The sequence below is a fragment of the Franconibacter sp. IITDAS19 genome (assembly GCF_023079515.1).
GTDB classification, from domain to species: domain Bacteria; phylum Pseudomonadota; class Gammaproteobacteria; order Enterobacterales; family Enterobacteriaceae; genus Franconibacter; species Franconibacter pulveris.
On sequence record NZ_JALJCP010000008.1, the window covers coordinates 83,017 to 105,138 of the forward strand.

Sequence of the window (22,122 nt, forward strand, 5' to 3'; positions counted from 1 at the left end):
CGCAAATAATGACATCGCCATCATTGTGGAACTTTTGTCGTGCTTGCCGACCCGGGAGTCCGTTTTGCTTCATTACACGTCTTATTCTGTTAACGCTGAGCCGCGAGGTGAGCAATGACTGCTGCCACCGCTCAAACGCCACAAAATAAAGCCGGCGAATGGCTGAACCGCTTACGCGCTAACCCTAAAATCCCGTTGATGGTGGCTGCCGCCGCTGCAGTGGCGATTATCGTCGCCATGGTGCTGTGGGCGAAAAGCCCTGACTACCGTGTGCTTTACAGTAACCTGAGCGACCAGGATGGCGGCGCCATCGTCACTCAGCTTACTCAAATGAATGTACCTTACCGTTTCTCTGACAACGGCAGCGCTATCATGGTGCCGGCTGAAAACGTTCACGAACTGCGCCTGCGTCTGGCCCAACAGGGCCTGCCGAAAGGCGGCGCCGTGGGCTTTGAGTTGCTTGATCAGGAAAAATTCGGCATCAGCCAGTTCAGCGAGCAGGTCAATTACCAGCGCGCGCTGGAAGGCGAACTCGCCCGCACCATCGAAACCCTGGGCCCGGTAAAGAGCGCCCGCGTGCACCTGGCCATGCCTAAGCCTTCGCTTTTTGTTCGCGAACAAAAAGCGCCTTCCGCTTCTGTTACTCTGAACCTCGAGCCGGGTCGCGCGCTTGATGAAGGACAGATCAGCGCCGTAGTGCATATGGTTTCCAGCGCGGTAGCCGGGCTGCCGCCGGGCAACGTGACGCTTGTGGATCAGGGCGGACACCTGCTGACCCAGTCCAACGCCGCCGGGCGCGATCTCAACGACGCGCAGCTTAAGTTTGCAAACGACGTTGAAAGCCGCATCCAGCGCCGTATCGAAGCAATCCTCGGGCCGATTGTCGGCAACGGCAATGTGCATGCCCAGGTGACCGCCCAGCTCGATTTCGCCAATAAAGAGCAAACCGAAGAGCAGTACCACCCGAACGGCGATCCGTCGCAGGCTGCCGTACGCTCCCGCCAGCTTAATACCAGCGAGCAAGTTGGCGGCGCTTATCCGGGCGGCGTGCCGGGCGCGCTTTCTAACCAGCCAGCCCCGGCGAATAACGCGCCGATTGATGCACCGCAGCAGCAGAACAATGCGCAGGCAAACGGCCAGAACAATCAGCAGCGCACGCAGACCACCAGCGCGGCGAACAGCGGCCCGCGCAGCACTCAGCATGACGAAACCACCAACTATGAAGTGGACCGCACGATTCGTCACACCAAAATGAATGTGGGCGACATCCAGCGTCTCTCTGTCGCTGTGGTGGTGAACTACCGCCAGCTGGCGGATGGCAAGCCGCTGCCGTTGACAGCCGATCAGCTTAAGCAGATTGAAGACCTGACGCGCGAAGCGATGGGCTTCTCCGAGAAGCGTGGCGACACCCTCAACGTGGTTAACTCGCCGTTTACCGCAACGGATGAAACGGGTGGCGAGCTGCCGTTCTGGCAACAGCAGGCCTTTATTGACCAGATGCTTTCCGCAGGTCGCTGGTTACTGGTCCTGATTGTCGCCTGGCTGCTGTGGCGCAAAGCGGTACGTCCGCAAATCCAGCGCCGCGCCGAAGTGGCCAAAGCGGCACAGGAGATGGAGCAGCAGCGTAAAGAGATGGAAGAAGCGGTGGAAGTTCATCTCAGCAAAGACGAGCAGAGCCAGCAACGCCGCGCTAACCAGCGTCTGAGCGCCGAGGTAATGAGCCAGCGCATCCGCGAAATGTCCGATAACGATCCGCGCGTAGTGGCGCTGGTTATCCGCCAATGGATGAGTAACGAACTATGAGTAATCTGACCGGAACCGAAAAAAGCGCCATTCTGCTGATGACCATCGGCGAAGACCGCGCGGCGGAGGTGTTCAAACACCTCGCCCCGCGCGAAGTGCAGCACCTTAGCGCGGCGATGGCGAACTTATCGCAGATCTCCAACAAGCAGTTAACGGAAGTGCTGGCGGAGTTTGAACAAGAGGCGGAGCAGTTCGCCGCGCTCAGCGTCAACGCCAACGACTACCTGCGCTCGGTCCTGGTCAAAGCGCTGGGCGAAGAGCGCGCGGCGAGCCTGCTCGAAGATATTCTCGATACCAAAGAGACCACCAGCGGTATCGAAACGCTCAACTTTATGGAGCCGCAGAGCGCCGCCGACCTTATTCGCGACGAGCACCCGCAGATCATCGCCACCATTCTTGTGCACCTCAAGCGTTCGCAGGCGGCGGATATTCTCGCGCTGTTCGACGAACGCCTGCGCCACGACGTGATGCTGCGTATCGCCACCTTCGGCGGCGTACAGCCTGCGGCGCTGGCGGAACTTACCGAAGTGCTCAACAACCTGCTCGACGGTCAGAACCTCAAGCGCAGCAAGATGGGCGGCGTGAGAACCGCGGCGGAAATTATCAACCTGATGAAAACGCAGCAGGAAGAAGCGGTTATTACCGCAGTACGCGAATTCGACGGCGAACTGGCGCAGAAAATTATCGACGAGATGTTCCTGTTCGAAAACCTGGTGGAAGTGGACGACCGCTCCATCCAGCGCCTGCTGCAGGAAGTGGAGTCGGAATCTCTGCTTATCGCCCTCAAAGGCGCCGAGCAGCCGCTGCGCGAAAAATTCCTGCGCAACATGTCGCAGCGTGCGGCCGACATTCTGCGCGACGACCTCGCCAACCGCGGCCCGGTACGTCTGTCGCAAGTAGAAAACGAACAGAAAGCCATTCTGCTTATTGTCCGTCGTCTGGCGGAAACCGGCGAGATGGTAATTGGCAGCGGCGAGGACACCTATGTCTAATCAGCTTCCCTGGAAACTGTGGATGCCGGACGATCTGCTGCCTTCTGCCAGCGTGAGGGAGATGCCGGGCTTCGTTGAAGCTGACGAGACCTCTGCCGTCGACAACGACCTTATGCAGGAGCAGCAGCGTCAGCAGGCGCTGGCTGCAGTGCAGATGCAAGCGCATGAGCAAGGCTACAACGCGGGGCTCGCCGAAGGCCGTCATCAGGGCTTTGAACAGGGCCGCCAGGAAGGATACGCCAAAGGGATGGAGCAAGGCCTTCAGGAGGCGCGCCAGCAGCAGGCGCCTCACCATGCCCGCATGCAGCAGTTGGTCAGCGAATTCCAGCACACGCTGGACGCGCTTGATAGCGTTATCGCCTCGCGTCTGATGCAGATGGCGCTGGAAGCCGCCCGCCAGGTTATCGGCCATACGGCCAGCGTAGATAATAATGCGCTCATCAAGCAGATCCAGATGCTGCTGCAGCAGGAGCCGCTGTTCAGCGGCAAGCCGCAGCTGCGCGTGCACCCGGATGATTTACAGCGCGTCGAAGAGATGCTGGGCGCGACCCTCAGCCTGCACGGCTGGCGACTGCGCGGCGATCCGACGCTGCATCCCGGCGGCTGCAAAGTGTCGGCTGACGAAGGCGATCTCGACGCCAGCGTGGCGACGCGCTGGCAGGAGCTTTGCCGTCTCGCCGCACCCGGGGTGCTCTGATGACCGCCCGCCTCACCCGCTGGCTCAACGCCCTCGATAACTTCGAGGCGCGCATGGCGCAACTCCCGCCGGTGCGCCGCTATGGCCGCCTCACCCGCGCCACCGGCCTGGTGCTGGAAGCAACCGGGCTGCAACTTCCGCTCGGCGCCACCTGCATCATCGAACGACAGGATAATGGCCAGGTGCAGGAAGTGGAAAGCGAAGTCGTTGGCTTTAACGGTCAGCGTCTTTTTCTTATGCCGCTGGAAGAGGTGGAAGGCATTTTACCCGGCGCCCGCGTTTACGCCCGCACCGGTAACGGCGACGGGCTGCAAAGCGGCAAACAACTGCCGCTCGGCCCGGCGCTGCTGGGACGCGTGCTTGACGGCGCGGGCAAACCGCTTGACGGCCTCCCCTCCCCGGACACTGACACCACCGGCGCGCTTATCACGCCGCACTTTAACCCGCTGCAGCGCACGCCGATTGAAGATGTGCTTGATGTCGGGGTACGCCCCATCAACGCCCTGCTGACCGTAGGCCGCGGCCAGCGTATGGGCTTGTTCGCCGGTTCCGGCGTGGGTAAATCGGTGCTGCTCGGCATGATGGCGCGCTACACCCAAGCGGATGTGATTGTCGTTGGGCTGATAGGCGAGCGCGGCCGTGAAGTCAAAGATTTTATTGAGAACATTCTCGGCGCCGAAGGGCGCGCCCGCTCGGTGGTGATTGCCGCGCCGGCGGACGTTTCCCCGCTGCTGCGCATGCAGGGCGCGGCTTACGCCACGCGCATCGCGGAAGATTTCCGCGATCGCGGCCAGCATGTGCTGCTGATTATGGACTCCCTTACCCGCTACGCCATGGCGCAGCGTGAAATTGCGCTGGCCATCGGCGAGCCGCCGGCGACCAAAGGCTATCCGCCTTCGGTATTCGCCAAGCTGCCCGCGCTGGTTGAACGCGCCGGCAACGGTATTTCCGGCGGCGGCTCCATTACCGCTTTTTATACCGTGCTGACCGAGGGCGACGACCAGCAGGATCCTATCGCCGACTCGGCGCGCGCCATCCTGGATGGTCACATCGTGCTGTCGCGCCGCCTCGCCGAAGCGGGTCACTACCCGGCTATCGACATCGAGGCCTCCATCAGTCGCGCCATGACCGCGCTGATTACCGAGCAGCATTACGCGCGGGTTCGCACGTTTAAACAATTGCTTTCCAGCTTCCAGCGCAACCGCGACCTGGTAAGCGTGGGCGCCTATGCCAAAGGCAGCGACCCACAGCTTGACCGCGCGATTGCGCTCTGGCCGCAGCTCGAAGCTTTCCTGCAGCAGGGCATTTATGAACGCTCAGGCGTGGAAGACGCCCTGCAGGCGCTGGAGCTGATTTTCCCGACGGTATGATGAAAAAGGGAGACGGTAATGAAACAAAACGGAGCGCTCAACACGCTTAAGGAACTGGCGGAAAAAGAGGTAGAAAACGCGGCGCTGCGCCTTGGCGAAATGCGTCGCGGCTGCAAGCAGGCGGAAGATCAGCTCACCATGCTGATGAACTACCAGCTTGAGTACAGCAACAGCCTGAACCAGAACATGAGCCAGGGTATCGCCAGCAACCGCTGGCAGAACTATCAACAGTTTATCCTGACGCTGGAGAAAGCCATTGAGCAGCATCGCCAACAGCTCAACCAGTGGAACAGTAAAGTCGAGCAAGCGCTGAACTTCTGGCGCGAGAAAAAACAGCGGCTCCAGGCGTGGGAAACCCTGCAGGCGCGGCAGAGCAGCGCCGCGTTGCTGGCGGAAAACCGCCTCGATCAAAAAAAGATGGATGAATTTGCCCAGCGGGCATCAATGAGGAAAGGCGAATGATTACGTTGCCCACCGTTGCACTTACTGGCGACGCCGACGCGGCCACTGCGGCATCCGGCGCGAAAGGCGGCGACGCCGCACAGAATTTTCTGGCGTTGTTAGGGGAGCGTCTGAGCGGTGAACTGCCGCTTGCCGACGGCAAAACCCTTACGCTTGCGCAGCTCACTGCACAGGCGAAAACGCCGCTTGCGGCGGGACTCGACGCCTCGACGCTGCCTGCGGATGTGAGCCTGGAAAGCCTGATGGCGAAGCTTCTGCCCGGCGGGGCAGCCGACGAGACCGCCACATTGACCGAAGGCAAAACCCTGAGCGGGCTTCAGAAAAGCGGCGACAACGATGTCACAAAGCCGCTCAGCGATGCCGATCTCAGCGCGCTGAGCGCCCTGTTCGCCATGCTGCCGCAAACGCCGGCGCTCCAGCAGGCGGCGAAAGCCTCAACCGAAGCGCAGGATAACGCCATTAGCCTTAACGCTGCCGCGCTCAACGCAGCTCAGCTCACGCTGCCTGCCGCTACGCCTGCGAACAGCAATGCTAAGGCCGACGTAAAAGCGGATACCGCTAAAGCTGACGGCAGCCGCGATGCGCGCATCGACCCGCTGAACCTGAGCGCCGCCAGCGCCGACGCGGTAAAAACAGCGACCGTGAATGCCGTAGCGCCTGTGCAGAACAGTGAAAAAAGCGTTAACGACGGCAACAGCACGCATGCGCTTACCGCGCTTAGCCACGCTTCCGCCGCCGCGCTGAACAGCGCGACCCAGACACCAGGCGCCGCGACCAGCAGCACGGCGCCGCAGGTTACCGCACCGCTCGGCACGCCCGCCTGGGAGCAGTCGGTAAGCCAGCATGTGACGCTCTTTACCCGTCAGGGCCAGCAGAGCGCCGAGCTGCGCCTGCATCCTGAAGATCTGGGCGCGGTGCAAATCAGCCTGAAGATTGACGACAATACGGCGCAGCTGCAGATGGTTTCGCCGCACAGCCACGTGCGCGCGGCGCTGGAAGCGGCGTTGCCGACCTTGCGCGCGCAGCTGGCGGAAAGCGGCATCCAGCTTGGCCAGAGCAGCATTAGCAGCGACAGTTCCGCCGCCGGTCAACAGCAGGCGAACCAGCAGCAACAGCAGGGTTCCGGCTCCCGCGGCGGCTTTAGCTTTAGCGGCGCGGAAGAGGACGCCGTCGCGGCGCCCGTTAGCCTGCAATCCGCCGCGCGCGGCAACAATGCGGTCGATATCTTTGCCTAACGCAAAAGGTAGCGGGAATAAACACGTCTTTTCCTGGCTTTGACTTTAGGCAAGGTCAGGATAATTAGCTCATAAGCCGTACCGATACAGGAAACCTGAGTCTGATGACTGACAGCGCTATCACCAAAAGCCGCAAACGCTCCATCTGGATCCCGTTGCTGGTTCTTATCACTCTCGCCGCCTGTGCGACGGCGGGTTACAGCTACTGGCGCATGCAGCAGCAGCCTGCCAGCGCGGCCAAAGCGGAGCCTGAGCCGCCGCCGGCCCCGGTCTTCTTTGCGCTCGACACCTTTACGGTGAACCTGGGCGACGCTGACCGCGTGCTTTATATCGGCGTTACGCTGCGCCTGCAAGACGAAGCGACGCGCCAGCGCATTAATGATTACCTGCCGGAAGTGCGCAGCCGCCTGCTGCTGCTCTTTTCCCGTCAGGACGCCAACGTGCTTGCCACGGATGAAGGCAAGCAGAAGCTGGTAGCCGCCATTAAAGAGACGCTGTCGCCGCCGCTGGTGACCGGCCAGCCGAAGCAGGTGGTGACCGACGTGCTTTACACTGCCTTTATTCTGCGGTAACCCCATGGGCGATAGCATTCTTTCCCAGGCCGAAATCGACGCGCTGTTAAACGGCGACAGCGAACAAAGCGCCGAACAGAAGGTATCGGCGAGCGATGGCGACGTTCGTCCTTACGATCCTAATACCCAGCGTCGCGTCGTGCGCGAGCGCCTGCAGGCGCTGGAGATTATTAACGAGCGTTTCGCCCGCCAGTTCCGTATGGGGCTGTTTAACCTGCTGCGCCGCAGCCCGGATATCACCGTGGGGGCGATTCGCATTCAGCCTTACCACGAGTTTGCCCGCAACCTGCCGGTGCCGACGAACCTCAACCTTATCCATTTAAAACCGCTGCGCGGCACCGGACTGGTGGTTTTCTCCCCAAGCCTCGTGTTTATCGCAGTGGATAACCTGTTCGGCGGCGACGGCCGTTTCCCCACCAAGGTGGAAGGGCGTGAATTCACCCATACCGAACAGCGCGTGATTATGCGCATGCTGAAGCTGGCGCTGGAGTCATACAGCGACGCGTGGAAAGCGATCAACCCGCTGGATGTGGAGTATGTGCGTTCGGAAATGCAGGTGAAATTTACCAATATCACCACCTCGCCGAACGACATCGTTGTTAACACGCCGTTCCACGTAGAAATTGGCAACCTGACCGGCGAGTTTAATATCTGTTTGCCGTTCAGCATGATTGAACCGCTGCGCGAGCTGCTGGTTAACCCGCCGCTGGAGAACTCCCGTCAGGAAGACCAGCACTGGCGCGACACCCTGGTGCGCCAGGTGCAGCACTCCGAGCTGGAGCTGATAGCGAACTTCGCTGAAATCCCGCTGCGGTTGTCGAAAATTCTGAAGCTTAAACCGGGCGATGTGCTGCCCATTGATAAACCGGATCGCATTCTGGCGCATGTCGACGGCGTACCCGTACTGACCAGCCAGTACGGCACCGTGCAGGGACAGTACGCGCTGCGCGTTGAACATTTGATCAACCCTATTTTGAATTCGCTGAATGAGGAACAGCCCAAATGAGTGACATCAACAAACCGTCCGACGACAACGCAGGCATGGACGATCTGTGGGCTGACGCATTGAACGAACAAAAAAGCGCAGGCGGCTCAGCAGACGATCTCTGGGCCGATGCGCTTAGCGAGCAAAAAACCGCCGGAAAAAGCGCGGCCGACAGCGTGTTTCGCGCGCTGGAAGGCGGCGACGTCACCGGCGCGCTGCAGGATATCAATCTGATTATGGATATCCCGGTGAAGCTCACCGTGGAGCTGGGCCGCACCCGGATGACCATCAAAGAACTGCTGCGCCTGACGCAGGGTTCCGTGGTGGCGCTCGATGGCCTGGCCGGCGAGCCGCTGGATATTCTGATCAACGGTTATCTGATTGCCCAGGGTGAAGTGGTGGTGGTCGCCGATAAATACGGCGTGCGTATCACCGACATCATCACTCCGTCTGAACGTATGCGTCGTCTGAGCCGGTAATGAAAACCACCTCCACGGTTAGCCAGCCTCTGCCCTCCGCTGGCTCATCGCTTATCCAGGTGAGCGGCGCGCTAACGCTTATCATTCTGGTGATTTTACTGGCGGCGTGGGTCGCCAAACGCGTTGGCTTTGCACCGAAGCATGGCGGTAACCGCGAGCTGAAAGTCAGCAGCAGCGTAAGCCTCGGCAACCGCGAAAAGGTTGTGATTGTCGATGTCGAAGACGCCCGGCTGGTGCTGGGCGTGACGGCAAGCCAGATTACGCACCTTCATACCCTGCCGCCGAAAGCGGTAACGGAAGAAGCTACCGCCCCGGTCCCGGGCGCGGATTTTCAACAACTGATGAAAACGTTGCTTAAGCGCAACGGGAGAAAGTAATGCGTCGTTGGGTTTATCTCTCGTTGGGCGCGCTCAGCCTCTTCGCCGCGCCTGCTATGGCGCAACTGCCGGGACTGGTGAGCCAGCCGCTGGCGGGCGGCGGCCAGAGCTGGTCGCTGCCGGTGCAGACGCTGGTGTTTATCACCTCGCTCACCTTCCTGCCAGCCGTGTTGCTGATGATGACGAGCTTTACGCGCATCATCATCGTCTTCGGCCTGCTGCGCAACGCGCTTGGCACTCCTTCCGCCCCGCCGAACCAGGTGCTGCTGGGCCTTGCGCTGTTTTTGTCCTTTTTTATCATGTCGCCGGTGCTTGATAAGATTTATACCGACGCTTATCAGCCGTTCAGCGAAAATAAAATTTCTATGGAAGTGGCGCTGGAAAAAGGCGCGCAGCCGCTTCGCGAATTTATGTTGCGCCAGACCCGCGAGGCGGATCTCGCTCTCTTCGCCCGGCTGGCGAAAACGCCGGAGATGGCCGGGCCGGAAGCCGTGCCAATGCGCATTTTGCTGCCCGCCTATGTTACCAGCGAACTGAAAACCGCTTTCCAGATTGGCTTCACCGTCTTTATTCCGTTCCTCATCATCGACCTGGTGGTGGCGAGCGTGCTGATGGCGCTCGGTATGATGATGGTGCCGCCCGCGACCATCGCCCTGCCCTTTAAGCTCATGTTGTTTGTGCTGGTGGATGGCTGGCAGTTGCTGGTCGGCTCGCTCGCTCAGAGCTTCTACAGTTAGGAGAGGATGCCATGACGCCAGAATCGGTCATGATGATGGGCACAGAAGCGATGAAAGTCGCCCTTGCCCTTGCTGCCCCGCTGCTGCTGGTCGCGCTGGTGACGGGCCTGATTATCAGTATCCTGCAGGCCGCTACCCAGATAAACGAGATGACGCTCTCTTTCATCCCGAAGATCCTCGCCGTATTTGTCACAATGGTGGTGGCAGGCCCGTGGATGCTCAACTTGCTGCTGGATTACATGCGCACCCTTTTTACTAACCTGCCGTATATGATCGGCTGACGGAGTATCGGGTGCTCCATTTCACCAGCGATCAGTGGCTGCATTACCTGAACCTTTATTTCTGGCCGCTTTTGCGCGTGCTGGCGCTGGTCTCTACGGCGCCGATTTTGAGCGAGCGCAGCATTAGCAATCGCGTAAAGATAGGTCTCGCGCTGCTGATTACGATAGTCATCGCGCCGACGCTGACGCCAGCGCAGGTGCCGATTTTCTCAGCCCAGGGCTTTTGGCTTGCGCTGCAGCAAATTCTTATTGGTATCGCGCTGGGCTTTACCATGCAGTTCGCCTTTGCCGCCGTGCGTACCGCAGGCGAGATAATCGGCCTGCAGATGGGGCTTTCCTTCGCGACCTTTTTTGACCCGGCCAGCCATCTCAACATGCCTGTTCTGGCCCGCCTGCTGGATATGCTGGCGATGCTGTTATTTTTAACCTTTAACGGCCACCTGTGGCTGATTTCAATCCTGGCGGATACCTTCCATACCCTGCCGTTTAGCGGCGAACCGCTAAACAGTAATGCGTTTATGGCGTTGGCCCGCGCGGGCGGACTCATTTTTCTCAACGGCTTAATGCTGGCGTTGCCGCTGGTGACGCTTTTGCTGACGCTCAACCTGGCGCTCGGTTTATTAAACCGCATGACGCCGCAGCTGTCGGTATTTGTGATAGGTTTTCCCATCACCTTGTCAATTGGCATGATGGTTATCATTGCCTTAATGCCGCTCATCGCTCCGTTTTGCGAACACCTATTTAGCGAAATTTTTAATTTGCTTTCAGATATTGTCAGCGAAATACCCGCCAATAATTAACCCTCACAACAAAATGGTTTTTTGAGGATAATCCTAAAAAAGAAAATATATTCTCCCGCTTAGCTAAAGCACAGCGGGAAATTAAAGATTTTACCTTGCTCACAACTCACAACATTTACTTTACTTTAAGAACATTCCTGGCAAATTATACCTAACTTTACGGGATAGTGGGTCCGCCTGAATGACTTCCCTGACGCTGTTCCAGGTCGTCCGACCTGCTAACCGAATATTGCTTATGCAGTTTTTATCTCGTTATTGCTGGTCTTCGCAGAACGGCGGTCGTTCTCAGGCTAGTGGTGAAGCAATCGTTGTGCTTTAACGGATAACGCGTTTAGTGAGGGTATGCTATGTCAACGATTATTATGGATTTATGCAGCTATACGCGGCTTGGGCTAACCGGCTACCTTGCCAGTCGGGGAGTCAGAAAGCGGCAAATCTGTCACGTCGAAACGGTCGAAGCGCTGGAAGAAGCGTGCCAGAGCAAAGAACCTCATGTGGTATTTATTAACGAAGACTGCTTTATTCACGACGCGCCAAGCAGCTTACAAATTAAGCAGGTCATCAATCAACATCCTGGCACCTTATTTATCGTTTTTATGGCTATCGCTAATATCCATTTTGATGAATATCTGCGGGTGCGCAAAAATTTATTAATTAGCTCCAAGTCAATTAAGCCCGAATCGCTGGACAGCATTCTTGGCGAATATCTGGCAAAAGATATGCAATGCATCAGTCATATTAATTTGCCTACACTTTCGTTAAGCCGCACTGAATCAAGCATGTTACGGATGTGGATGTCGGGGCAAGGAACGATTCAGATTTCAGACCAGATGAATATCAAAGCGAAGACGGTTTCCTCGCATAAAGGCAATATCAAACGCAAAATAAAAACCCATAATAAGCAAGTTATTTATCATGTGGTCCGGCTAACGGATAATGTCACTAACGGCATTTTCGTTAATATGCGCTGACCCCTGACTCTGTACCCTACACCCTGCTCCTTGTCCGCAGCATCGTCTCACGGCAGACAACAAAAACGCTATCCGCTTGCGTTGGCTCAGCCCCAACAGCAAACCGCCCTCAAATGAGGGCAGCGTTAGTTATTCGGCTTTTTCTACAAAGATGCCGTCTGGATGTCCTTTCTCGTTAAAGAACCAAATTCCCAAAGGGTAATCTTCCAGCGAGACCAGATACATTGTTCCTTCGTTAAATTCTTCAATCGCCAGCACGACACCCGGGCGACGCGGACCCCCGTCCGTTTTGACAGTAACCCGATCGTTAATATTCATAACCGTTCCTCCAGTGATCCTTCGTGCCAGTTTAGAACAAAACTCGCTGCCGGTGCGATATTTAGCGCCGCCTGCGAGCGTCTATACTTATCAGGGTACACAACCGGAGGGTGACGGTGATGAAAACGATGAAGCCAGACAGCGACAGCGCGCATCGCGACGCCGAAGTGGATGTGGATGCGCTGCTGGCTGCCATCAATGAAATCAGCGAAAGCGAAGTAAAGCGGGTGGACGGCAGCGACGACCCGCAACGGGTAAGCGTGGATGGGCGCGATTACCACACTTACACCGAACTTGCCGAAGCGTTCGAGCTGGATATTCAGGATTTCAGGATAAGCGAGCTCAACCGCTGAAATAAAAAATCCCGGCCTGGGGGGCCGGGATAAGCTTGCGAATGCAAGAAGCACGTAAAATTCGTTACACCAGGAAATCTGATGTCGGCAATCAACATATAGGCAATTTTTTTGCATGACAAGAATATATTTAGCCGATGAATAATTCATTCCGAATATTAAAAACAGTGATTATTACGCCAGGCCTTGGCCGAAGCCTGTTGGCTGGAAACGATCCCAACCTTGCCCATTTACAGGCGTGAATTTTTTGAGACTATTCCTGGTCAATCACTTTTCTGCAACATTTGCTTTTACACGCAAGACAAGGAGCCGACATGCCGCAACTACCGCTTAACGACAGCCTGCTGATTGTCACCGATCTCGACGGCACGCTGCTCGACCCTAATACCCACGCCTGGGAGGCGGCGCAGGGCTGGCTGTCCCGCCTTGTTGATAATCAAGTGCCGGTGGTGCTCTCCAGCAGCAAAACCTCTGCGGAGATCATTACCCTGCAAAAGGAGATGGGGCTGCAGGGATTACCGTTTATCGCTGAAAATGGCGCGGTGATCCAGCTTGATGAAAGCTGGAGCGATCATCCGGACTTTCCTCGCCTGCGCTGCGGCGCGGATCACGAGACTATCCTCGCCGTCATTGAAAAGCTTCGTCAGCAGCACGCCTATAAGCTTTTTAGCTTTGATGATGTAGACGATAAAACCATTGCCGAGTGGACCGGCCTCAGCCCGAAGCTCGCGGCGATGTCCCGACTGCTTGAGGCCTCTCAGACCCTTATCTGGCGTGATACTGATGAACGGCTGGCGGCGTTTGAGAAACAGCTCAACGAGGCTGGGCTGGTGCTGCAGGAAGGCGGGCGCTTCTGGCATGTTTTAGATGCGCAGTGCGGCAAAGGCGAGGCGGTTAACTGGTTGAAGGCGCAATACCAGCAACGCGAAGGCAAACTGCGCACCACCCTTGGGCTGGGCGACGGCCCCAACGACGCCCTGCTATTGGATAATGTCGATTACGCGGTCGTGGTCAAGGGGCTTAGCCGTCACGGGGTGATTCTGCAAAACGAGGACCCGCAGCGGGTTTATCGCACGCAGCTTGCCGGGCCTGAAGGCTGGAACGAAGGGCTTGAGCACTTCGTTGCGAAGCGTTAGTCCCGGGCGCGCACGCCGTTGCGCCCGTTCTGCTTCGCCAGATAGAGCCTGCGGTCCGCGACTAACTGCAGTTGTTCGAAATCATAGGTGCCCTCCTCCTGCGCGCCGCTGACGCCCAGCGACCCGCTGATGCGCAGCGTCGTGTTCTGCGTTATCAGGATTTCCCGGGCGTTCAGCCTGGTGCGAATGCGTTCAGCAACGCGCTCCGCCTCGTCGCGCGTTGCGCCGGGCAGCAATATACAAAACTCTTCACCCCCAACCCTGCCAGCGATATCCTCCGCCCGCAGCGTCTGGCTCACTAGCCCCGCCGCATGGGAAAGCACACGGTCGCCCGCCTGGTGGCCGAAACGGTCGTTGACGCTTTTAAAGTGGTCCAGATCGAGCTGGATAACGGCGCAGGGTTGGTTTTGCTCGCGACAGCGCGCCGCTGCGTTTTTGGCCCGTTCAAAAAAGGCGCCGCGGTTATAAAGCCGGGTCAGCGTATCGTACCAGGCGCGCCACTGAAGATGATGCTGCATCTGGTACATGTCGTGCACCATCCTGCGGATAACCACCCAGGAGAAAATCAGCATGCTGGTAAAGAGCAGCCACAATAGCGCCAGCACCAGCGTGATTTTGCCAAACTCGCCGCTGGCGCTCTGGGCCAGCGTATCCACCCGCACCAGTACGCCGTCAAAATAGCTCAGCCGCGCCCAGCTGATAAATCGCGATCCCAGGCGGTAATCCCCTTCGGTAGCCTTTTTCATCATTTGGGCAAGCTTCGTTTTCTGTTCGGCACTGAGCAGGCGCCCGCGGTGAGTGGTCGATTTCGTAGCGGCTATGACCTGAAAGTGGCTGTCATAAAGGACGATATCAGCCTCATGATCCTCTTCCAGCGACTCCAGTAAAAACTGCGTCACCGCATCCACTCTAAAATCCAGCGCCAGCACGCCGTACCAGCGTTGCTCATGGTCCAGTGGCACGCTGGCGGTAAGGGAGCGGTCGGCCTGATCAACCGGAGACTGACTGTGCGTCCAGCGTACGCCGCGCGTAGGATTGCTGCGTTTCGAATGGGCGGAAAAATAGGGATGGTTGACCAGCCGGTGATAATGGGCGCGAATGCGCGCCTCTTCCTGCTCCTGCGCCGCAGGGCTTAAATAAAAACCGGCGCGGGAGGTATAAAACATATTGCGCTGCAGCGCCGGGTCGGCGCTCGCGCTGTTCATCAGATAACTGAATTCAGAAGCGGCGGTCAGTTCCTGATTAAGCCGCTCCTCTTCCCGGTTAAGGTAAGGGTTCTGTTCAACATAATCATCCGAAACGCCGCGCAGAGGGACGGCGTTTATCGTTTACGTTGAGCAGCCAGCCCTCGCTGTCGCGCTGTGCGAAGAACGCTGCCAGCGCCTCCTGAGAAGGCGTGATGACGGGCGCTTCCAGCGCCTCTTCCATGGCGGAGCGATAAAAAAGCAACCTGTCGACGCCATACTGCAAGTGTCTGTCCAGCGCAGTGGCGATGGTGTCGAGGCTGTTGCGCTGCCCGGCGAGGTAGGCGTTTTCCAGCACAACCACTTCACGCCAGGTCAGCAGCGTGGAGCAGAGTAAGACTATCGCAAAGCAAAGATTGACGACCCGACCAGGATGGCGAAAGCGGGTTGGATTTAACGTTCTCTTAAGCACCAGCAGGCTCCCTGCATTAACAGGCTATTCCCGGTTTTACTTGTCTTTCTACTTTATCCGCCAGCATTGCGCGCTGGCTAGCCTGCCGTCCGAACAGCCTGCAAAAACGCCCGGCTCAAACCGGGCGTTATCGTTAACGGCGTTCTTCACGCGCCTGCTTTTCACCTGGGATCAGTTCTTCTTCCCGGAAAGCTTCCCGCTGGACCCCATAGCCGTCGTACCACCGGCACTCGACCATGCCGCTGGAATACCCCGTAACCACCATGCTCGGGCCGCCGTTTTTACGCTTAACTTCATCGCTGACTAAAAAGACCATATCTGCCTCCTTCTCAGGGGTGAAAACTTTTACAAGATAGTAAAAGAACGCGACCATTGCCGGGCTTACAGCGTGTAAACCAGAAAATTCTCAGTGTGCATCTTTGCCGCGCAGGCGGTTTATGCCTTTTACAACGGCAAGCACGACAGCGCCAATGATAAAGCCGAGCACCAGGTTCATCAGCGTCGGCACCACCGCCTGCGCGATATGACCGCCCTGCTCCGCCCAGTGTTCGATAGCATGATGCACGGGCGTAAGGCCATGAACCACAATGCCGCCGCCCACCAGAAACATCGCCAGCGTGCCGAGCACCGACAGCGCTTTCATCAGCCACGGCGCCGTCACCAGCAGCCCTTTGCCCACGGCCTGCGCCAGCGTCGAGGTTTTATCGGCAAGCCAGTAACCGAGATCGTCAAGCTTCACAATAATGCCCACCAGCCCATAAACGCCGATAGTCACCAGAATGGCGATGCCTGCAAGGATCATGACCTGCGTTAACAGCGGGGCTTCCGCTACGATGCCAAGGGTGATGGCGACGATCTCCGCCGACAGAATAAAGTCGGTACGAATGGCCCCTTTGACTTTGTCACGTTCAAAAACTTTCGGGTCTTGCCGTGCGATGGCTTCCAGCCGCTGACGGCGCTCTTCAGGCGTTTCCTTGTGCTTGCGCGCTTCAATGCTATGCAACACTTTTTCCACGCCCTCATAGCACAGGAACGCCCCGCCTATCATCAGCAGCGGCGTGATAGCCCAGGGCGCGAACGCGCTGATGATAAGCGCCAGCGGCACCAGGATAAGCTTATTAACGAACGACCCCTTCGCCACGCCCCAGACCACGGGCAACTCGCGGTTAGCGCGCACCCCGCTTACCTGCTGCGCGTTCAGTGAAAGATCGTCCCCCAGCACGCCTGCGGTCTTCTTTGCCGCCAGTTTGCCCATCATCGAAATGTCATCCAGCAGCGTGGCGATATCATCCAGCAGCGTTAAAAGACTACTTCCAGCCAAAATATTCATCCTTTGTTTGTGATCGGAAAGGTAATTATGGAACAAAAGCCTGAGCGCGGAAAATTCTCCATAAAATCAACAAAAAATTCATCAGAAATAAACAATTAAAAACCTCGCCTCGACAATATTTTTGTCGTTCACTATAAGCGTTCTTTATCAATGTCGTGAGGGAGTATGCGTTTCGCTAAAGTTTTGCCGCTGCTTGGGGCGCTTTTTGCGCTCTACATCATCTGGGGTTCCACCTACTTTGCTATCGCCATCGGCGTGAAAAGCTGGCCGCCGTTTATGATGGCCGGGGTTCGCTTTTTGGCTGCCGGGCTATTGCTCATGGCTTTTCTGTTGCTGACCGGCCACAAGCTGCCCGCTCGCCGTCCGCTGATGAACGCCGCGCTGATAGGCGTGCTGCTGCTGGCGGTAGGCAACGGCTTTGTTACCGTGGCGGAGCATATGCATGTGCCTTCCGGTATTGCCGCCGTCATGGTCGCCACCGTGCCGTTGTTTACGCTTATCTTCAGTCGCTGCTTTGGCCTGCCGACGCGCAAGCTCGAATGGTTCGGTATAGCTATCGGTCTTGTGGGCATTGTGTTGTTGAACAGCGGCGGCAACCTCAACGGCAACCCCTGGGGCGCGTTGCTGATTTTAATCGGCTCCCTGAGCTGGGCGTTTGGCTCGGTGTATGGTTCGCGCATCGAACTGCCTTCCGGCATGATGGCAGGCGCCGTTGAGATGCTTTGCGCAGGTGTGGTGCTAATGGCAGCCTCTTTCCTGACGGGCGAAAAGCTAACGACGATGCCGGACCTCTCGGGTTTCCTCGCCGTAGGCTATCTTGCGCTCTTCGGCTCGGTTATCGCCATTAACGCCTACATGTATCTTATTCGCAACGTTTCGCCTGCGATCGCCACCAGTTACGCCTACGTTAACCCCGTAGTGGCGGTACTGCTTGGCACCGGGCTTGGCGGCGAAAACCTCTCCGCTATTGAGTGGCTGGCGCTGGGGATTATTATTCTCGCCGTGCTGTTAGTAACGATAGGGAAATATCTGCTGCCGGCAAAGCCGACAGTGGTGGCATGTAAAGCTGAGAAATAGTTTCAGGCGGGCGGCGCAGGCCGCTCGCGCTCTGTGGCGTGGATGCCGAGCGTATCGATTTCCGCCTGCGCGCCGCCGCTGCAAATCCACTCTTCCAGCCGTTCTTTGAGCGCCGCGTCAGAAAGCTTCGCCCGGCCCCGCAGGGCGCACTCCCAGACCACTAATACCCGCCAGCCTTCATCCCGCAGACGCGAAATATCGCGACGGTCGCGTTCAACGTTCTTGCCGATTTTCTCAAGCCAGAAATCGGTACGGGTGGCGGGCACTTTGAAGAGATAGCAGTCGTGATGATGCCAGAAGCAGCCGTGCGTGAAGATAATGCAGCGGTAGTCGTCGAGCACGAAGTCGGGCTTGCCCGCCAGTTCCGCATCCTGCACGCGAAAGCCGAAACCTGCTTCGCCAAGCAGCCCAGCCAGTCGTTTTTCAATGGCGGTGTCGCGCGTAGCGATGGCGCGCATGTTCTTACTGCGTATCGCTTTGCTGTGCACATCCGCCATAGGGTTACTCCTGTCGCTGTTTTACTGCCTGTAAAATGCGGGGACGAAGTAGTTGCGCCACCGCGGCAAACACAGGCACCACGACGGAGTTGCCAAACTGCCGGTACGCCTGGGTATCGGAAACCGGAATGCGAAAGCGGTGCTCATGCGGCAGCTCAAACCCCATTAACCTCGCGCATTCACGGGGCGTTAAGCGGCGCGGCCGACGCTGCTGATTATCGGGATGGTCGAAATCCTCTTCGCCGAGCGGCTTGTTCCAGCCTCGATCGACCAGGATTTCCGCGCCGTCTTTGTAATAGCGTGCGGAAAGCGTGCGGGCCACGCTGAGCGGATTTTGCGGGTCGACCAAGCCGAAGCCGAAGCCGTTGCCTTTCGCCTGATGCTTTTGCGCGTAGCGGTAGAGGTATTTCCAGAGCGTCGGCGTCAGCACATAGCGGGCGTCAACCGTTGGGTCGAGCAGTTCGCCAAAGGCGGGGCGACGTTCGGGATAAAAGGCGGGCAAATCGCGCAGCGTAAACCCCGCATGCAAGTTAAGATCGCGGCGAAAACCGACCAGCACGATACGTTCGCGGTGCTGCGGCAGGAAATGTCGGCCATCGATGATTTTCGGGTCGCCTGCGCCCATCTCGCGCGCGTCCGCCACTTCATACCCGAGCTCATCCAGCGTTTCCATAATGATGCGGAACGTGTTGCCTTTATCGTGGCTCTTCAGGTTCTTCACGTTTTCGAGCACGAAAATAGCCGGGCGTTTGGCGGCGATAATGCGCGCCACATCAAAAAAGAGCGTGCCCTGCGTTTCGCAGGCGAAACCATGAGCACGGCCCAGCGCGTTTTTCTTCGACACGCCCGCCAGTGAAAAAGGCTGGCACGGAAAGCCCGCCAGCAGAACGTCGTGATCGGGCAATGTCGCCTGAATATGCGCCGCGGCCTCTTCATCGCTGATTTCGACGCGGTTGCTTAAGGTAACGTCGCGAATATCCTCATTAAAGCGGTGCGCCTGTGGGTCGCAATACCAGTTAGCTTTATAAGTGCGGACGGCATGTTTGTTCCACTCGCTGGTAAAGACGCACTGCCCGCCAATGGCTTCAAAGCCGCTGCGAATGCCGCCGATGCCGGCAAAAAGGTCGATAAAGCGGAAGGCGTAATGGGGATGATGTTTCGGCGGCGCAGGCAGCAGCGCGCTTAGCGACGCCTCTTCGCGCGGCGTCAGGCGCGTTTGCTCCGCTTCGCGGGTGAGTTCGCGTTTCAGTATGGCCCGGCTCCAGGTTTTATCCCCCGCCTCATTAAGACGCGCAACCAGGGTTTTTACGTCGTAGATTTCCAGCAGTCGCGATAAAAGAGAGCGCCCGACGGGCGGGCAGGCGACCTCGTCAATAACAAATTGATTTTCCAGCATTGCGTTAGCCATACAGAACGAATATCTGACAGAGTAACACAAAATGGACCGCCACGACGGTTAGCGCGTATTCAGGGCAACAGCCTGCTGAAGCGGCGCAATACGTCTTCATCAAGCTGGCAATATTCGCCTTTTAGTTCAGCGCACAGCTTCGCCATGTAGTGCACAAGGAAGTCGGCGTTGTAATGCGCCAGCGCCCTGCCCGCCTCGGTCTGCATGGTATCCGGCAGAGTCAGCAGCTTTTTCTGAAAGTGATCCAGTGCCCAGGCGGCGTCGTCCAGTTCGCGCTCCATCGCCAACGGATCCTCGCCGTCGAACAGCGCTCGTCCTAACGCGCCGGAAGTGTAAAAGACGCGGGCGAGGCCTATTGCGCCAAGCGACTCCAGCCGGTCGGCATCCTGGACGATTTTCGCCTCCAGCGTTTGCGGCGCAATGCCGGCGCTGAAACTGTGCGCCTGCACGGCATGAGCGACATCGTCATAAAGCGTGTGCGGGAAATCGGGAAAGTGTTCAGCCAGAATGTTCAGGGTTTCCTGGGCGGCGCGCGTGGAAGCCAGATGCCGCTCGGGGTGATTTTTAGGCAGGTTAACGACATCGTGAAAATAGCAGGCGGCGAGCACCACCAGACGGTCGGCTTCCGTGCCCTGCATAATTTGCTGCGCGGTTTTCCATACGCGCCTGAAGTGCGCCACGTCATGCGCCTTATCATCCTGCAACCAGCTCTGGTTGAACCAGGCCTCGAAACGCTCTTGCCAGTGGGATAGGGTCATAGGTACTCCTGATTGCGCTGCGGGCCCGTTTATTATTTGTAACGCAGATCACAAATTTATCAAGACGTAGTCCACGCGACGGCTTCATACATCATCACTATTGACGCTAATGCTCCTGATCAACCAGGACGTCTACGCTAACCTACGCGTCATCCGGCATCACGGAGGATAAAAGCGCTTTGTTACAGAAAAGTTATTCAGAAAAGCGGTTAAAACGCACCGGTTATTTTTATCTGCCGCTTATTGGCAACACTGTCTTTTACACAGCAGTGTCGGTTCAGGGAATAAATAAAGGCAGAAACAGTGTTGAGCAGACACATTTATCTGACAAAAAAACGTTCGCGCAGGAGCGCCTTTAACAAACTCAACTTATTGATATGTAAGCCAAGTTAACAAACCACCAGAGCTTAACTTTATTTCTAATTTCCGCTACGAATAACAGCAGCATAATCATTTATTATCTAAATGACTTCTTAACTTTTTCCTAATTATTGTTTTCACTCTTTCCCCTCACAGATTCTCTTTCGGAAATTATAAGAATTAAGGATAGAATCCTGCTCGGCATTAAATGAAAAGTGCCATTCATGGTATTTATGATTATAAGGATATTGATAATGAAGAGAAAAGTTTTGGCATTGCTCGTCCCCGCTTTATTAGCGATGGGCACGGCTCACGCTGCAGAAATATATAATAAAGACGGCAATAAATTAGACCTCTTTGGTAAAGTCGACGCGCGACACACTTTCTCCGACAACCCAGGAGATGATGGCGACGGCACCTATATAGAGTTGGGTTTTAAAGGCGAAACGCAAATTTCCAACGATCTTACCGGCTATGGCTTGTGGAACTATAAGCTCATGGCCAACAGCGTTGAAAGCGACAACACTTCTTATAACAAACTGGCTTTCGCCGGCCTGAAGTATGGCGACTACGGCTCCTTCGACTATGGTCGTAACTATGGCGTCATCTACGACGTGGAAGCCTGGACGGATATGCTGCCGGTCTTTGGCGGCGATTCTTACACCTATCACGATAACTACATGATAGGGCGCGGCAACGGCATGGCGACTTATCGCAATACCGACTTCTTTGGCCTGGTGGAAGGCTGGAATTTCGCGCTGCAATACCAGGGCAACAACGAAGGCGAAGGTCAAGGCAACGAAGGCGCAGGTGTGGGTCACAACAGCCTTGCCAGCCAGAACGGCGACGGCTTCGGCATATCGACCACATATGATTTTGGCATGGGTTTTGCCGCCTCAGCCGCTTACTCTTCTGCCGACCGCACTACCGCTCAGGCTAATGCTGGCCGTGGAAAGAGCGCTTATGCTGGCGGCGAGCGTGCGGACGCATGGGCAGCCGGTTTGAAATATGACGCGAATAACCTTTATCTGGCCGCAACCTTTGCTGAAACGCGCAACATGACCCCGTATGGCAGCAGCGACAGCCGTCTTGGCGGCGGTATCGCAGACAAAACCCAGAACATTGAAGTGGTAGCGCAATACCAGTTCGACTTTGGCTTGCGTCCGTCGCTGGCTTTCCTGCAATCAAAAGCCAAAGACGTCTGGTATGATGGCCGATATTTTAATAAAGATTTGGTCAAATACGCCGATGTTGGCGCCTCCTGGTATCTGAATAAAAACTTCCTTACCTATGTTGATTACAAAATCAACCTGCTGGAAGAAGACGATAACTTCTACCGCAACAATGGCATCGCCACCGATGACATCGTTGGCGTAGGTATGGTTTACCAGTTCTGACAATCAGCTGACGCCAAAGCCCGCCGCCGTGCGGGCTTTTTTATTGCCAGCCTTTAGCGAGCTTTTTAATG

Annotated in this window: 24 protein-coding genes and 1 pseudogene; 18 read left to right on the forward strand and 7 right to left on the reverse strand. The window is 56.9% G+C overall.

The window, feature by feature from the left end; genetic code table 11:
* Positions 1–114: 114 nt before the first annotated feature.
* The 14 genes from fliF (at position 115) to rcsA (ending at position 11,761) form a co-directional block, all read left to right on the forward strand.
* Positions 115–1,803 (forward strand): flagellar basal-body MS-ring/collar protein FliF, encoded by a 1,689-nt coding sequence (fliF, locus tag MT962_RS17545; RefSeq protein ID WP_247366138.1) that lies wholly within the window; start codon positions 115–117, stop codon positions 1,801–1,803.
* Positions 1,800–2,795, forward strand: a complete 996-nt coding sequence (fliG, locus tag MT962_RS17550) for a flagellar motor switch protein FliG (protein WP_024558657.1) — start codon at positions 1,800–1,802, stop codon at positions 2,793–2,795. Before fliF ends, fliG begins: the two co-directional genes overlap by 4 nt.
* Positions 2,788–3,492 (forward strand): flagellar assembly protein FliH, encoded by a 705-nt coding sequence (gene fliH / locus MT962_RS17555; protein WP_247366139.1) that lies wholly within the window; start codon positions 2,788–2,790, stop codon positions 3,490–3,492. The genes fliG and fliH overlap by 8 nt, the downstream gene beginning before the upstream one ends.
* Positions 3,492–4,862 carry a flagellar protein export ATPase FliI gene (gene fliI / locus MT962_RS17560; protein WP_024558655.1) on the forward strand — a complete coding sequence of 457 codons (1,371 nt, stop codon included), beginning with the start codon at positions 3,492–3,494 and terminating at the stop codon, positions 4,860–4,862. The genes fliH and fliI overlap by 1 nt, the downstream gene beginning before the upstream one ends.
* An 18-nt stretch (positions 4,863–4,880) precedes the next feature.
* Positions 4,881–5,324, forward strand: coding sequence for a flagellar export protein FliJ (gene fliJ / locus MT962_RS17565; protein WP_024558654.1), 444 nt, complete (start codon positions 4,881–4,883; stop codon positions 5,322–5,324).
* Positions 5,321–6,559, forward strand: a complete 1,239-nt coding sequence (locus tag MT962_RS17570) for a flagellar hook-length control protein FliK (protein ID WP_247366140.1) — start codon at positions 5,321–5,323, stop codon at positions 6,557–6,559. Before fliJ ends, MT962_RS17570 begins: the two co-directional genes overlap by 4 nt.
* A 104-nt stretch (positions 6,560–6,663) precedes the next feature.
* Positions 6,664–7,131, forward strand: a complete 468-nt coding sequence (gene fliL / locus MT962_RS17575; RefSeq protein ID WP_024560474.1) for a flagellar basal body-associated protein FliL — start codon at positions 6,664–6,666, stop codon at positions 7,129–7,131.
* Between the two features lie 4 nt (positions 7,132–7,135).
* The gene (gene fliM, locus MT962_RS17580; RefSeq protein ID WP_024558651.1) at positions 7,136–8,137 is read left to right on the forward strand and encodes a flagellar motor switch protein FliM; all 1,002 of its coding nucleotides are present in this window, start codon (positions 7,136–7,138) and stop codon (positions 8,135–8,137) included.
* Positions 8,134–8,595, forward strand: a complete 462-nt coding sequence (gene fliN / locus MT962_RS17585) for a flagellar motor switch protein FliN (protein WP_024558650.1) — start codon at positions 8,134–8,136, stop codon at positions 8,593–8,595. Before fliM ends, fliN begins: the two co-directional genes overlap by 4 nt.
* Positions 8,595–8,972: a flagellar biosynthetic protein FliO gene (fliO, locus tag MT962_RS17590; protein WP_024558649.1), complete on the forward strand. Its 378-nt coding sequence runs from the start codon at positions 8,595–8,597 to the stop codon at positions 8,970–8,972. The genes fliN and fliO overlap by 1 nt, the downstream gene beginning before the upstream one ends.
* On the forward strand, positions 8,972–9,709 hold the full coding sequence (gene fliP / locus MT962_RS17595; RefSeq protein WP_024560636.1) for a flagellar type III secretion system pore protein FliP: 738 nt from the start codon (positions 8,972–8,974) through the stop codon (positions 9,707–9,709). Before fliO ends, fliP begins: the two co-directional genes overlap by 1 nt.
* An 11-nt stretch (positions 9,710–9,720) precedes the next feature.
* The gene (fliQ, locus tag MT962_RS17600) at positions 9,721–9,990 is read left to right on the forward strand and encodes a flagellar biosynthesis protein FliQ (RefSeq protein WP_024558647.1); all 270 of its coding nucleotides are present in this window, start codon (positions 9,721–9,723) and stop codon (positions 9,988–9,990) included.
* An 11-nt stretch (positions 9,991–10,001) separates the two neighbouring features.
* Positions 10,002–10,790: a flagellar biosynthetic protein FliR gene (gene fliR, locus MT962_RS17605; protein ID WP_024558646.1), complete on the forward strand. Its 789-nt coding sequence runs from the start codon at positions 10,002–10,004 to the stop codon at positions 10,788–10,790.
* 347 nt (positions 10,791–11,137) lie between these two features.
* On the forward strand, positions 11,138–11,761 hold the full coding sequence (gene rcsA / locus MT962_RS17610) for a transcriptional regulator RcsA (protein WP_024558645.1): 624 nt from the start codon (positions 11,138–11,140) through the stop codon (positions 11,759–11,761).
* A 129-nt stretch (positions 11,762–11,890) separates the two neighbouring features.
* Here rcsA and dsrB read toward each other — a convergent pair whose 3' ends face one another.
* On the reverse strand, positions 11,891–12,079 hold the full coding sequence (gene dsrB, locus MT962_RS17615) for a protein DsrB (RefSeq protein ID WP_024558644.1): 189 nt from the start codon (positions 12,077–12,079) through the stop codon (positions 11,891–11,893).
* A gap of 119 nt (positions 12,080–12,198) precedes the next feature.
* Between dsrB and yodD the strand changes: the two genes are divergently transcribed.
* Positions 12,199–12,432, forward strand: coding sequence for a YodD family peroxide/acid resistance protein (yodD, locus tag MT962_RS17620; protein ID WP_247366141.1), 234 nt, complete (start codon positions 12,199–12,201; stop codon positions 12,430–12,432).
* A gap of 314 nt (positions 12,433–12,746) precedes the next feature.
* Complete coding sequence (locus MT962_RS17625) at positions 12,747–13,568, forward strand: mannosyl-3-phosphoglycerate phosphatase-related protein (protein ID WP_024560635.1); 822 nt, start codon at positions 12,747–12,749, stop codon at positions 13,566–13,568.
* Here MT962_RS17625 and dgcQ read toward each other — a convergent pair.
* The 3 genes and pseudogenes from dgcQ to MT962_RS17640 form a co-directional block, all read right to left on the reverse strand.
* Positions 13,565–15,230: pseudogene (gene dgcQ / locus MT962_RS17630) on the reverse strand (cellulose biosynthesis regulator diguanylate cyclase DgcQ). The gene MT962_RS17625 and the pseudogene dgcQ sit on opposite strands and share 4 nt — an antisense overlap.
* 127 nt (positions 15,231–15,357) lie before the next feature.
* Positions 15,358–15,540 carry a DUF2158 domain-containing protein gene (locus MT962_RS17635; protein ID WP_024558640.1) on the reverse strand — a complete coding sequence of 61 codons (183 nt, stop codon included), beginning with the start codon at positions 15,538–15,540 and terminating at the stop codon, positions 15,358–15,360.
* A 90-nt stretch (positions 15,541–15,630) separates the two neighbouring features.
* Positions 15,631–16,545, reverse strand: a complete 915-nt coding sequence (locus MT962_RS17640; RefSeq protein WP_024560633.1) for a DUF808 domain-containing protein — start codon at positions 16,543–16,545, stop codon at positions 15,631–15,633.
* 174 nt (positions 16,546–16,719) lie between these two features.
* On the opposite strand from MT962_RS17640, the gene yedA reads away from it, so the two are divergent.
* Complete coding sequence (gene yedA, locus MT962_RS17645) at positions 16,720–17,631, forward strand: drug/metabolite exporter YedA (protein WP_024558638.1); 912 nt, start codon at positions 16,720–16,722, stop codon at positions 17,629–17,631.
* Positions 17,632–17,633: 2 nt separating this feature from the next.
* Here the strand turns inward: yedA and MT962_RS17650 are convergent, their stop codons facing one another.
* The 3 genes from MT962_RS17650 to MT962_RS17660 form a co-directional block, all read right to left on the reverse strand.
* Positions 17,634–18,128 carry a very short patch repair endonuclease gene (locus MT962_RS17650; RefSeq protein WP_024560632.1) on the reverse strand — a complete coding sequence of 165 codons (495 nt, stop codon included), beginning with the start codon at positions 18,126–18,128 and terminating at the stop codon, positions 17,634–17,636.
* A 4-nt stretch (positions 18,129–18,132) separates the two neighbouring features.
* Entirely contained in the window at positions 18,133–19,524 is a 1,392-nt protein-coding gene (locus tag MT962_RS17655) for a DNA cytosine methyltransferase (protein WP_024558636.1), read from the reverse strand.
* Positions 19,525–19,595: 71 nt separating this feature from the next.
* Positions 19,596–20,294, reverse strand: a complete 699-nt coding sequence (locus tag MT962_RS17660; RefSeq protein ID WP_024560630.1) for a phosphohydrolase — start codon at positions 20,292–20,294, stop codon at positions 19,596–19,598.
* A gap of 614 nt (positions 20,295–20,908) precedes the next feature.
* Here MT962_RS17660 and ompC point away from each other — a divergent pair.
* Entirely contained in the window at positions 20,909–22,051 is a 1,143-nt protein-coding gene (gene ompC / locus MT962_RS17665; RefSeq protein WP_247366142.1) for a porin OmpC, read from the forward strand.
* Positions 22,052–22,122 lie beyond the last annotated feature (71 nt).